At 66.4% G+C, this 12,516-nt stretch carries 7 protein-coding genes; all 7 read right to left on the bottom strand.

Going from position 1 to position 12,516, the window contains the following annotated elements:
• Window positions 1–32: 32 nt before the first annotated feature.
• The 7 genes from LB518_RS06270 to LB518_RS06240 all read right to left on the bottom strand — a co-directional run bounded on the left by LB518_RS06270 (window position 33) and on the right by LB518_RS06240 (window position 12,391).
• Window positions 33–3,548, bottom strand: a complete 3,516-nt coding sequence (locus tag LB518_RS06270; protein ID WP_224574551.1) for an efflux RND transporter permease subunit — start codon at window positions 3,546–3,548, stop codon at window positions 33–35.
• Entirely contained in the window at window positions 3,545–4,801 is a 1,257-nt protein-coding gene (locus tag LB518_RS06265; protein WP_224574549.1) for an efflux RND transporter periplasmic adaptor subunit, read from the bottom strand. The genes LB518_RS06270 and LB518_RS06265 overlap by 4 nt, the downstream gene beginning before the upstream one ends.
• 29 nt (window positions 4,802–4,830) lie before the next feature.
• A complete protein-coding gene (locus tag LB518_RS06260; RefSeq protein ID WP_224574547.1) occupies window positions 4,831–5,451 on the bottom strand; it encodes a TetR/AcrR family transcriptional regulator in 621 nt (206 codons plus the stop codon).
• A 134-nt stretch (window positions 5,452–5,585) separates the two neighbouring features.
• Entirely contained in the window at window positions 5,586–6,782 is a 1,197-nt protein-coding gene (gene uxuA / locus LB518_RS06255) for a mannonate dehydratase (RefSeq protein WP_224574545.1), read from the bottom strand.
• Window positions 6,783–6,844: 62 nt separating this feature from the next.
• Window positions 6,845–10,111: an error-prone DNA polymerase gene (locus LB518_RS06250; RefSeq protein WP_224574543.1), complete on the bottom strand. Its 3,267-nt coding sequence runs from the start codon at window positions 10,109–10,111 to the stop codon at window positions 6,845–6,847.
• Window positions 10,108–11,568: a DUF6504 family protein gene (locus tag LB518_RS06245; protein WP_224575703.1), complete on the bottom strand. Its 1,461-nt coding sequence runs from the start codon at window positions 11,566–11,568 to the stop codon at window positions 10,108–10,110. Before LB518_RS06245 ends, LB518_RS06250 begins: the two co-directional genes overlap by 4 nt.
• Window positions 11,558–12,391 (bottom strand): ImuA family protein, encoded by an 834-nt coding sequence (locus LB518_RS06240; protein ID WP_224574541.1) that lies wholly within the window; start codon window positions 12,389–12,391, stop codon window positions 11,558–11,560. The genes LB518_RS06245 and LB518_RS06240 overlap by 11 nt, the downstream gene beginning before the upstream one ends.
• Window positions 12,392–12,516: the final 125 nt, after the last annotated feature.

The raw sequence follows: 12,516 nt of genomic DNA, 5'->3' as shown, positions 1-12,516 counted from the left end.
GACAGCCTGCCTCGGCGGCCGTCGGGAGACGTCTATTCGGCAGCGATCCGCATCGCCGCGGCATGCTCGGCCGCAGTCGGCTCGCTGGAGTGAGCTACCGGCGGCGGTGCGTCCCCTGTTTCGTTTCCGGACTCCTCGCGGCTGTTCGGCTTGACGATCCAGTGGAACAGCCCGGAGATGCCGCGCGAGACATCATCCATCACCGAATAGACGGAGGGGATGAAGACCAGCGACAGCACGGTCGAGACCAGCAGACCGCCGATCACCGCGATGGCCATTGGCGAACGGAACTCGCCGCCCTGTCCGACGCCGTAAGCGGCGGGGAGCATGCCTGCGGCCATGGCGATGGTGGTCATCACAATCGGCCGGGCACGCTTGCGGCCGGCATCGATCACCGCTTCCGTCTGCTCCATGCCGTGCTTCTCGCGCTCGACAGCGAAGTCGACCAGCATGATCGCGTTCTTGGTGACGATGCCCATAAGCATCAGGATGCCGATGATGACGGGCATCGAGAGCGCGTTGTTGGTGAGCAGCAGGGCCGCAACCACGCCGCCGACCGAAAGCGGCAGCGAGGCCAGGATGGTGATCGGCTGGATCACGCTGTTGAAGAGCAGGATCAGCACCACGAACACCATCATGATGCCCGCGCCCATCGCCACGGCAAAGCCTGAGAAGACCTCGCCCTGGATCTCGGCGTCGCCCGTGTCCTGAATACGCACACCGGCCGGGAAATCCTTGACCGCCGGCAGAGCCTTGATGCGGTCGAGCCCCTGGCCTGAGGTGTAGCCCGGCGCCATGTCGGTGCCGACCTTGACCAGCCGTTCGCGATCATAGCGTTCGATGGTCGACGGACCCTGGCCGAAGCCGATATTGGCGACGGTCGAGAGCGGCACCGAGCCGCCCGAGCCGGTCGGCACGCGCAGCGCCGAGAGCAGCGAGAGATCGCCACGCGAACCCTCCTTGAGTTCGACGCGGATCGGGATCTGCCGGTCGCCGACCGTGAACTTGGCGAGCTGGCTGTCGGCATCGCCCATGGTGGCGACGCGGACGGTTTCCGAGATCGCACTGGTGGAGATGCCGAGATCGGCGGCCTGATCGGCCTTTGGGCTGATCCGGATCTCGGGCCGGGCAAAAGAAGCCTGCGCCGCGGGATTGGAGAAGATCGGATCCTTGCGCATCTCCGCTTCGAGATTGCTCGCGGCGGCAGCCACGGCGTCGCCGTCGCGGCCGAGGATGCCGACCGTCGCTTCGCGATCACCGCGCTCGTTCATGAAGAAGGCGCGGATATCGGGAATGCCGGCCAGTGTATCCTGCACGACGAATTGCAGGTCCTTCTGGCTCGGACGACCGCTTTCCTTCGGCGTCAGGTTCAGGATGACGGTGGCGCGGCGCTTTTCGAGCGTGCCGGTCGGCGAGGTGCCACCCATGACGAAGACGCTTTCGACGCCATCGATCTTGCCGAGCTTCGCCGAAATGGCGTCGCTGACGCGTGTGGTCTCGTCGAGCCGGGCGCCGGGCGGCAGCTCGACCGAGGTAACGATGCGGCCCTCGTCAACCGGCGGGATGAAGCCGGTCGGGAGATATTGCGTCGCGTTCATCGAGACGAGGAAGAAGGCGATGCCGGCAGCGATGGTCACGAGCGGCATGACCGGAACGCGGAGGCGAACCGGGCGCTTCACGCCATCCTCGACGCGCGTCGCGAAAGGAACGCGAATGCGCGGCCGCCAGAGCGTCGCGCGCAGCAGCCCCGTATAGAGGCGCATGATGAAGCCGTCTTCATGCTCCTCGGGGTGCGGACGGCCGAGCCATGTCGTGAATCCCGCGATGATGAGTACGGCGGCGAGGGTGCCGCCGATGACCAGCGCCCAGCCATGCGCCGCAAGCCGCGCCGCAAGCGCATCGAGGCTGGCGAGCGGCGCCCACCAGGCAGCAGCCGGGCCTGCGCTTTCGGCCAACATGAGCACGGCGAGGAACAGCACGCCGATCACGGCAAGCGCACCCACCCGCCTGCGGAAGGTCGGCCAGGCGCCGCGATAGACCTTGCGCCCATCGCTGCCATCGCCCGCATAGGGCTCGCGCATGAAGAACGCCGCCATCATCGGCGTGATCAGCCGCGCGACGAGCAGCGAGAAGAACACTGCGATGGCCACTGTGAGGCCGAACTGCTTGAAATACTGGCCGGCAACGCCGCCCATGAAGGAAACCGGCGCGAAGATCGCGATGATCGTCGCGGAGATCGCGATGACCGCGAGACCGATTTCGTCCGCCGCCTCCAGCGCCGCCTTGTAGGGCTTCTTGCCCATGCGGATATGGCGGACGATATTCTCGATCTCGACGATCGCATCGTCGACGAGAATGCCCGTGACGAGCGTGATGCCAAGCAGGCTGATGAGATTCAGCGAAAAGCCGAGCATCGACAACGCCCAGAAGGTCGGGATCGCCGAGAGCGGCAGCGCGACGGCCGCAATCAGAGTGGCGCGAATATCGCGGAGGAACAGCAGCACGACGAGGATCGCCAGCAGCGCCCCCTCGACGAGCGTATCCATCGCGCTCTCATAGTTGCCGTAGGTGTAATAGACGCTGTCGTCGATGCGCGAGAAGCCGATATCGGGATGGGACGCCTGCAGCGCCGCGACCTCGGCCTTGACGACATCGGAGACCGAAGCGTCGCTGGCGCCCTTGGCCCGATAGATCGCGAAGGCGACCACCGGCTTGCCGTCGAGCCGCGCATAGGACTTCGGCTCCTGATAGCCGTCAACCACCGTTCCGAGATCGGAAAGGCGCACTTCGCGCCCGCCGGAGAGCACGATCCGCGTCGCGGCGAGCTGGTCCAGATTCATCGCATTGGCGAGCGTCCGGATCGTCTGCTCCTGGCCGCCGACCTCCGCCTTGCCGCCGGAAAGATCGACATTGGTCGCCTTCAGCTGGCGGCTGACTTCGGCCGCCGTGACGCCGAGCGCCATCAGCCGGTCCGGATCGAGCCTGACCTGGATCTCGCGCGTGACGCCGCCCATGCGCTCGACACGGCCGACGCCCTTGAGTCCCTGCAGGTCACGGATGACGGTGTCATCGACGAACCACGACAGTTCCTCCGGCGTCAGGGTCGGCGCTGTGACGGCATAGGACTGGATCGACTGACCCTCGACATCGATGCGCTGCACGATCGGCTCGTCGATTGATCCCGGCAGATCGCCGCGGATCTTGGCGATGGCGTCCTTGACGTCGTTGAGTGCGCGATCGGTGTTGATTTCGAGCCGGAATTCGACCGCCGTGGTCGACGAGCCGTCCGTGACCGTCGACGTCACATGCTTGACGCCGGAAATGCCGGCGATCGCATCCTCGACCTTCTTCGTCACCTGGGTCTCGAGCTCGGCCGGAGCCGAACCAACATCGGTGACCGTCACGGCAATGACGGGAACGTCGATATTCGGGAATTTCGTGATCGGCAGATGAGCGAACGAATAGAGGCCGAGCGCGATCAGCACGACGAAGAGCAGGATAGGCGGAACCGGGTTCCGGATCGCCCAGGCGGAGAAGTTCCAGTTCATCCCTTCGCTCCTTCCGCCGACGCCATCACCGGCGTCACCTGATCGCCATCGCGCACAAAAGTGCCGGCCCGGACGATGACGTCTTCGCCCTTGGCCACGCCTGAACGGATCTCCACGACCCCGCCGCCCGAAATGCCAGTCTCGAGCGCCCGCGTCTCGACCCTGCCGTTCTTGACAACCTGCGCGGTCGGCTTGCCGTCCACCGTCACGATGGCAGACTGCGGCAGCACCACGCCTGAATGCCTGGCGATTTCGACCGTGCCGCGCGCGAAGGCTCCTGCATTGACCTTCGCATCTGCCGGAAGCGCCACACGGACATGTCCAAGGCGGCTCGTGCTGTCGATCCGGGGTGCAACCAGCCGGACCGTGCCCGCGATGACCGTATCGATGCCGGCGGAATGAATCACGACCGGCTGGCCGACGGCAATGCGCGCGAGGGCCGTTTCGGGAACCTGCGCCTCCATCTCGATCGCGCCGTCCTCGGCGATGCGGAACAGCGGCTCGCCAGCGCCCGAGACGATCGCGCCGATGCGGGCATTGCGCGACAGGACAATGCCGTCGGTCGGCGCCTTGATCTCCGTCTTGGCAAGGCGGAGTTCCAGCTCGCGGCGAAGCGCTTCCGTCAGCGCCTTGTCAGCCTCGGCGACCGCCAGCCCCTGCTCGGCCGCCGCGCGTCGCGCGCTGGCGGCGCCAGCCAGCGAGCGGCGCTGATCGAGCACGCTTGTCGAGGCAAAGCCCTTCTCCTGCAGCGAGGCACCGCGCTCCAGCGACGACTTGGCCTCCACCTCGGTCGCAACGGCCTCGGCGATCTGGCTCCTGGCCTGCGCGATTGCCGCATCGTTGCGGGCGAGCGAGGAGGCATTCTGGGCGAGCAGGACTTCGAGCGTATCGGTCGAAAGACGGGCAAGAACCTGGCCGGCCTTGACCCTGTCGCCTTCCTCCGCGTGAAGCTCCGTGAGGCGATAGCCATCGAGATCGACGCCGACCAGCACCTCCTCGCGCGGCACCAGCGAACCGACGACGGTCTCCGTTTCGACGACCTCGCCGCGCGCGGCCGATGCGACCGTGATGGCCGGGGGCCGTGCTACAGCCACCGGCGCTGTGGCCTCCGCTCCGAAGGCAGCTGGTGCTGACAGCAACGCAACGCATGCACCGGCGAGGAAAGCGGCAAGGGCGGCCGAAGCCGCGAGACGGATTTCAGACTTCATCTCTGACCGCCGCTTGCGCAGCGCCTTCTCGAAAAAGTGGGGCACGGGGCGCTTCTGGCGCCTCTCTCGTACATTCAGGCCGTGATCTGCAATATGCCTGCGAGCATCCGGCGCAGGACCGGCTCGACGCGGGCAAGCGTCAGATCGGGATCGGCAATCTGGCGGAGCGCAATGCCATCGACCGCCGCCATGAGGACGCCGATGGTCGCGTTCATGTCGTCGATCGGCGGAATCTCGCCGCGCCCCACCGCTTCGGACAGGATATCGTCGATGGTCGCGCGCACATGGTCGTCGATGCGGGCAAATCGTTGCCCGATCGCGGAGTTGCGAAGGCTCTCGGCGCCGATTTCTGCCATCAGGCTCGAGGCACCGGCCTCGCGCATGAAGGCGAAATAATTCATGGCGCAGCGGACCGTGCGATCGAGGAGCGGCGCATCACCGCGCATCGTCTCGACGATCGCAGCGGCGTCGCAGCGCTCGTCCGCAGCGATCGCCTCGATGATCGTTTCCTTGGACGGAAAGTAGCGATAGAGGGCGCCCGGGCTCATCTTCGCCTCGGAACAGATCTCCTGCATCGAGGCGCCGCGAAAGCCGGAGCGGGCGAAACAGATGCGGGCCGCGTCGAGCACCTGGGCGCGCCGCGCTTCGTGCGTATTCGTCCGTTCCCCCGGGTCCAGACCCACCACCACCGCCATGCCACACCCCGTTTTCGCTATGCGAATGAACATTCGCTCGCAAAAATGGGAAGTGCTGGCGAAGAGTCAACCCGGCGCGAGAGAAATGTGAACGGCGTCACAACTCGAAGGGATTACGCCGTCCTGTCACGAGCTCAGGCTGGGACGAGCTGATCGACCGCAGCCATGACGCCGCGGAGTTCGGCGAGGCCCTTCAGGCGGCCGATGCAGGAATAGCCCGGATTGACGCGCATGCCCGCCTCGACCTTGGTGATGTCGTCGACGAGGAGATGGCCGTGATCCGGCCGCATGGGGATATCGGCATCGCTGCGGCCTTCGGCGCGGCGGCGGCGCTCCTCGCGGGTCAGCGCCACGATCAGCTTCACCATGTCGGTGCTGCCGGCGAGGTGATCGTCCTCGAAGAACGAGCCATCCGCCTCGCGCGTCACATTGCGCAGATGCACGAAATGAACGCGACTGCCGAATTCCGACGCCATGGACGGCAGGTCGTTATCGGCCCGCGCGCCATAGGAACCGGAGCAGAGCGTCAGGCCGTTCGCCGTGAGATCGACGGCCGAAAGGATGGTGCGGATATCGGCGCTCGTCGAGACGACGCGCGGCAGGCCGAACAGCGAGAAGGGCGGATCATCGGCATGAATGCCGAGCCGCACGCCGAGCTCCTCGGCGAGCGGGGCGACTTCCTTCAGGAATTCAATGAGATGGTCGCGCATCTCCGCATCGCCCAGCCCATCGAAACGGGCGATCTGGCGGGCGATCCCCTCGCGCGAATAGCTATCCTCGCCGCCGGGCAGACCGGCGATGATGTTCTTCTCGAGCCGCGTGATCGCCGCCTCGTCCATGGCCTTGGCGCGGCGTTCGGCTTCCGCAAGCAGTGCTGCGTCATAGCCGGCGGCAGCGTTCGGCCGCTTCAGAATGAAGGTATCGTAAGCGACGAAATCCGGCATATCGAAGCGCAGCGCATAGCCGCCGGTCGGACGGCGGAACATGAGATCGGTGCGCGTCCAGTCCACGACCGGCATGAAGTTGTAGCAGATGACCTTCACGCCGCCTTTGGCGAGGCTGGTGAGGCTGGACTTCCAGGCGTCGATCTTCTCGCGATAGGCGCCGGAGCGGAGCTTGATCTCGGAGGGGACGGGGATCGATTCGCAGACGCTCCAGCGCAGGCCCGCCTTCTCGATGATCGCCTTGCGCTCCAGAACATCGTCGAGCGTCCATGCGCGGCCATCATAGATATGGTGCAGCGCCGTGACGATGCCGCTGGCCCCGGCCTGCTTGACATGATCGAGCGTGACGGGATCTTCGGGCCCGAACCAACGCCAGCACTGTTCCATCTCGTTTCCTCCCTCTTGCGGGTCATAACCCATACTGGGGGCAGAGCGCCTGTCCAGCGCTTTCAATGGAAGTCGCGCGACTTCGGGATGATGCGGACATTGCGCGGATGGCCGGCCGTGCGCGGATGTTGCGGATGAACGAATTCGTCGGCGCGCGACAGCTGGAGGTTTGGCTTCCGGTCTTCAGAAAGCGATGCGAGATCGCCTGTCCGGTCGACAAGGAGGTCGGCGACCAGATGGATGATGCCTTCCGGGCTCTTCTGAATACGCCCTTCCACCAGCACCAGCTTGGCGCCGAGAATGGTGCGGCGGAATCTGTCGAAGAGCCGCGTCCAGACCACGATATTGACGATGCCGGTCTCGTCTTCCAGCGTCATGAACACGACATTGCCCTTGCCCGGCCGCTGGCGCACCAGCACCACCCCGGCCATGCGCGCCTTGGCGCCATCGGCCAGCGCGTTGGCGCCTGCCGCAGAAAGGATGCCCTCGCTGACAAGGCGCGTCCTGAGAAAGCTCATCGGATGTGCCTTCAGCGACAGGCGCAGTGTCTGGTAATCGGCGACGACATGCTCGGCGAGCGGCATTTCAGGTAGCGGGCGATCCTTCTCCTGGCCAAGCTCGGCCGCATCGGCGGCGGCGAACAGCGGCAGCGCCGGCGTGCCCGGCAGGTGGCGCACGCTCCAGAGGCCGGCCCGGCGATCGAGGCCGAACGAACGCAGCGCATCGGCATCGGCGAGCCGCTCATAGGCGCGCCGTTCCAGCCGCGTATGACGAACAAAGGCGTCGAAGCCCTCAAAGCCCGCGCCGCGCGCTTCCGCAATCCGCCCGGCCCAATCCTCGCGAAAGCCGTCGATCTGGCGAAAGCCGAGGCGAAGCGCGAGCTCTCCCTCATGCCGCTCGAGCTGGTTGTCCCATAGGCTCGCATTGACGTCGACCGGCAGCACGGTGACGCCATGCTCGGCGGCATCGCGCACGATCTGCGCCGGGGCATAGAAGCCCATCGGCTGAGAATTCAGCAGCGCCGCTGCAAAGGCCGCAGGGTGATAGTGCTTGATGAAGGCGGAGATATAGACGAGGCGGGCGAAACTCGCGGCATGGCTTTCAGGGAAGCCATATTCGCCGAAACCCTTGATCTGGCTGAAGCAACGTTCGGCGAACTGCCGTTCGTAGCCGCGGCGGACCATGCCCTCCACCATCATCGCTTCATATCTGTGCATGGTGCCGTTATGGCGGAAGGTCGCCATCGCACGGCGGAGGCCATTCGCCTGCTCGGGGGTGAAGTGCGCCGCCACCATGGCGAGCTTCATCGCCTGTTCCTGGAACAGCGGCACGCCGAGCGTGCGGCCAAGCACCTGTTCCAGTTCATTCTTCGGTCCGTGCTCGGGCGCAGGCGCGGGAAAGTTCACCTCTTCGAGGCCCTGCCGGCGACGCAAATAGGGATGGACCATGTCGCCCTGGATCGGGCCTGGGCGGACAATCGCGACCTGGATGACGAGATCGTAGAACTTCTCCGGCTGGAGGCGCGGCAGCATGTTCATCTGCGCCCGGCTTTCGACCTGGAAGACGCCGATCGAATCTCCCTTTTTCAGCATCCCATAGACGGCCTGATCGTCCTGCGGGACCGTGTGCAGCTCATATTGCTCGCCGCCCGCTTCGGCGATCAGGTCGAAAGCCTTGCGGATGCAGGTCAACATGCCGAGGCCCAGCACATCGACCTTCATCATCTTGACGGTGTCGATGTCGTCCTTGTCCCATTCGATGAAGGATCGGCCCTCCATGGCGGCCGGCCCGCTCGGCACGAGATCGTTGAGGAGGCGGTGCGTCAGCACGAAGCCGCCGACATGCTGCGAGAGATGACGCGGAAAGCCGCGCAGTTCCTCGGCAAGGCGCACCACGCGCGCAATGGCGGGATTCTTCGGATCAAGGCCTGCTTCGCGCAGATGCCTCTCCTGCACGGCCGAGCCCCAGCCCCCGCCCCAGACCGTGCTGCCGAGCGCGAGGATCACATCTTCGGAAAGCCCCATCGCCTTGCCGACCTCGCGGATGGCGCTCTTGGTGCGATAGGAGATCACGGTGGCGCAGATGCCGGCACGCAGGCGGCCATAACGGCGATAGATGTACTGGATGACTTCCTCGCGCCGCTCATGCTCGAAATCGACGTCGATATCCGGCGGTTCCTGCCGCTCGGCCGAGACGAAGCGCTCGAAGAGAAGCTGGTGCTGGACCGGATCCACGGAGGTGATGCCAAGGCAATAGCAGACCGCCGAATTGGCGGCCGACCCGCGCCCTTGGCAAAGAATGCCGATCTCGCGCGCATAGGCGACGATGTCATGCACCGTGAGGAAATAGGCGGGATAGCCGAGCTTCTCGATGAAGGTGAGTTCCTTCTTCAGCGTCGCCTCGACCTCCAGGGGAATGCCATCTGGAAAGCGCTGCCGCGCGCCCTTCCATGTGAGGCTCTCCAGATGCTGCTGTGCGCTCATGCCCTGCGGCACGGATTCGGTCGGGTAGTGATACTTGATCTCGTCGAGCGTGAAATGGATGCGCCCCATGAAGCGCATGGTCTCGGCGACCGCTTCCGGCCGATCGCGAAAGAGGCGCGTCATCTCGGCGCCATCCTTCAGATATCGCTCGGCATTTCCCTCCAGCAGGCGGCCTGCCTTCTCGATCGTCGTCTTCTCGCGGATGCAGCTGAGCACGTCCTGCAGCGGCCGCCGGTCGGGCGCGTGATAGAGCACGTCATTGGTGGCGATGAGCGGCAGACCGGCGGCTTCGGCCAAGGCGGCGAGCCCAGCAAGGCGGCGGCGATCATCGCCGCGGCGCGGCATGGTGGCGGCGAGCCAGACGCGGCCGGGCGCCAGCGCCGCCACCCGCGCCAGCAAGGCCGCGAAGGCGGCGTCCGGATGTTCAGGCGGCATCACGATCATCAACACGCCCTCGGCATGGCGGGCGAGATCGGCAAGGTCGAGATAGCACGATCCTTTCGGCGCGCGTTTCTTGCCGAGGCTGAGGAGATGGCAAAGCCGCGCATAGGCGGCAAGATCTATGGGATAAGCGAGGATATCGGGCGTTTCGTCGCGAAAGCAGAGACGAACGCCGACGACAAGGCGAAGGCCCTTGGCACGCGGATTGCCGAATTCCTTTTCGCCCCAGGCATCATGCGCCCGGACAATGCCGGCAAAGGTGTTGCGGTCGGCGATGCCGATGCCGGCAAGGCCGAGCGCCTCGGCGCGGATGATGAGCTCGGCAGCATGCGAGCCGCCCTCCAGGAAGGAGAAATTGCTCATGACGCCGAGTTCGGCAAAGGAATGGCCGCCCCGCGCGCTCATGCAAAGAGCCCATGCAGATACCAGCGCGGGCTCGCCGCCTCCTGGCCATAGAGCCCTTCGCGATAGAGCCAGAACCGGCGGCCTTCCTGATCCTCGACGCGGTAATAATCGCGGTCGAGCGTATCATCGCTCATCCGCCACCATTCCGGCGCGATCCGCTCCGGCCCCTCGGCGCGGGCGACACGGTGCAACACCCGCCGCCAGCGGAAGCGGAGTGGCGGCCCGTCCGGCACCTCGGCCAGCGCCTCGATCGGCTCGGGTGGATTGAACAGGCTGAGCGGCCGGAGCGGCGGTTCGCCAGCGACGAGATCCTCCGGCCAACGCGCTGCCGGCGCGGCGAGAACCGGCACGGCCCGCGCCCGCCGCTCGGGGATATGCGTATCCTCCGGAACGAAGCGCAGCACATGTTCCGGCCCGAAGCGGGCCCCGAGCCTGTCGACGAGATCGGTGAGCGCATCCTCGTCGCGCGCGCGTCCGTCGAGGCTGGTCTCGATCTCGTCGAAGGGCTCGGTCGCAAAAGTGCCCAGGCGGACGAGATCAAAGCCAAAGCCGGCCTCAAGCGGATCGGAGAGCGCGTCAAGCTTTTCGCGGAAGAGGCGGATGAGCGCCTTCGCATCGCGGTTGGGCCGCGAGGTCGCGACGGCGATGCGGCGCACGAAGCCATCGACACGGTAGAACACCGCCTCGAAGCGCCGGCCACCCTCGCCGCGTTTTTCAAGCAGGCGCGCGACATCAGCGGCAAGGCCGGCCAGCGTCGCCTCGATATCCTCGGTGCGGGAGACCGGTTCGAAGAAGATGCGCTCGGCCAGCGCCACGGGAACAAGCCGGCGGGGCGAGATCGGGTGATGGACGAGGCCGGTCAGCCCGGCGATCCTGTCGACGCATTCGGCGCCGAAGCGGGCGGCCAGCGGCGCGCGCGGCCGGTCAATCAGGTCGCCGATCGTTTTCAGGCCGGCGCGGGTGAGCGCGAGGCTGCGCGCCGCATCGAGGCCGAGCAGCGCCACGGGCAGGTCGCGCACCGCGCTTGCCTCGCCGCCCGATGGGACAATGGCGCCGGGACGCGCGCGGGCCAGCGCACGCGCTGCATCGGCTGCGCCCGCGATCGCACCGCGCGCCGAAATACCGAATGTATTCAATCGCCTGAGGCAATCCGCGAGCAGCGCCGCCTCGCCATCGAAAAGATGGGCAACGCCGGTCAAATCGAGCATCAGCCCCTCCGCGCCGTCGAGCGCGACCAGCGGGGTATAGCGGTCGCACCAGTCGGCGATGCGCTCCAGAAGGGCGGCGTCGGCAGCGGGATCGGCTTCCGCCACGGCGGGATCGGCAACACGCGCCCGCGCCTCGGCGAGTGTCAGGCCGGGCGAAAGGCCAAGCCGGATCGCCGCCGGATCGCGCGCGGTGATGACGAGCGCGCCCTTGACCTTTTCAGCAATCAGCAAAGGCGCTTCAGCCGGCATGGCGCCAAAGGGCGCGCCCGGCAAGCGGCGCAGCCGGTTGGACGCGAGGCAAGGCATCAGGATCGCTGCGTATCGTCTCGGTTGCGAAATGGAGGGGTTCAAAGCGTTTCGCATCGCGGTTCCATTCAAGACGCCAAGGCCCGCCGGGCGGCCCATGGCGATGGCGGACGAGCGTCAGGTCGAAGGTGGGCGGCCCCGGCGCGTTCATCGGCAGTGGCCGCGTCGGCCCGGACGCGAGGCGCCAGCGCGTTTCCGCGCCGCCGGGCGCCGCCTTCGCGCCCGGACGCAGCAGGATGACGCTGACGCCCGATTGCTCGGCCGCGAGCATGAGGCGGCGCTCGCTGGTCAGGTCCAGCGCCTTCGGGTCGCCATAGAGCTCGACGATCACCGCGCCGAGCGCCGCGCAGCGCGCCACCTCGACACCGGCGCGCAGGATCGAAGCGGCATCGCCGAGCCGGACCAGGATCAGCCGCGCCGGATCGAGCCCGAGCGCGGCAAGCCCGTCGGGATGAAGCTCGCCGCTTTCCCGCACCGAGGCCGCGGCACGGATCCAGACCAGCGGCCGCTCGGCGGGCGCGAGGCAAAGCGAAAGCGCCAGCGCAAAGCCGCCAGCGGCTGCGCTGTCGGCGACCGCCGCCGGCAGGATTTCATGCAGAACTCCCGCCGCAAGACCTCCGCCGAGCGCCGCATCGACAGGCCCGTGATCGACCGGCAGCCGCCGCCCGGCGAGCGGCCGCGTGCCGTCGCCGGCCCGCTCGATCGCCGCCACCTGCCGCCGCAGCGCTTCGACGGTTTCCCGCCCCGCCATTCCTATCCTGCTCATCTCAATCACCGTGTTTACGTGTTCTTGTTTTGTTCTATAACGACTCCACGGATGCAAAGAGTCAATCGGCAGACCCGTCGGGACCCGCCGCTGTGGATTCCAGCTGAGACAAAATCACCGCGCCC

The organism is Mesorhizobium sp. BR1-1-16 (genome assembly GCF_020165495.1).
GTDB lineage: Bacteria > Pseudomonadota > Alphaproteobacteria > Rhizobiales > Kaistiaceae > Kaistia.
Note: the sequence above shows the minus strand (reverse complement) of the source record. Positions and strands in the feature narration are given on the sequence as shown.